The organism is Brachyspira catarrhinii (assembly GCF_005518285.1).
GTDB classification, from domain to species: Bacteria; Spirochaetota; Brachyspiria; order Brachyspirales; family Brachyspiraceae; genus Brachyspira; species Brachyspira catarrhinii.
In genome coordinates this window covers 1-629 of sequence record NZ_SJDU01000707.1, presented here as the reverse complement: position 1 = coordinate 629, position 629 = coordinate 1, and the positions used below count along the sequence as shown (strand labels likewise).

Here is a 629-nt window from a genome sequence, read left to right as displayed (position 1 = left end):
GTGGCAGATTATGATAGTATTAGAGGAGAGTTATATAAACTAACAATTAATACTACACCTGCTGAGGCAAAAGTTTTGCTAGAAGGAATTAATCAAAAAATAGGATATTATAAAGAAGGTTCCCAAGTTTCCTATGAGGTATCTTTGGAAGGTTATGTAACTCAAAAAGGTACCGTAGATATTCAAGCAAGTGAAAATACAAAAGATATAACTTTAGAGAAACCGCCTACAGAACTTTCTATAGATCCGCCTGAAACTTCTATAAGTTTACAACAAAGCAATACAAAAGAAATAACTGTACAAACTAATGCCGCAGATTTCTCAGTAGAATCAAAAAATAATGAATACGCTAATGTAGAAAAACAAAATGGTAAGTTTATTATTTCTGCTGTTGCTGAAGGTACGGCTACAGTAGACGTAAAAGCTACAGCAGATGGATATAAAGAAACAGTTATAACTTTAACTGTAGAAGTTACAGCATAAAAGGAGGTAATAAATGAGCATTATTGATTTAGTAGGTAATAAAATGAATCCTGAGGCAGGATTAGAAGTATTTACAGGGTCTAACTTTAGAGTAGCTATAGCTAAAACTCAATCACAGAATGAGGAAATTAATTTCAGCGATAATG

The 629-nt window shown here is 32.3% G+C and carries 1 protein-coding gene; it reads left to right on the top strand.

Annotated features, from left to right (window positions below):
• Positions 1–483: hypothetical protein (locus tag EZH24_RS14460; protein WP_161976192.1), on the top strand; the 483-nt coding region annotated here is incomplete at its 5' end.
• Between the last annotated feature and the right edge of the window lie 146 nt (positions 484–629).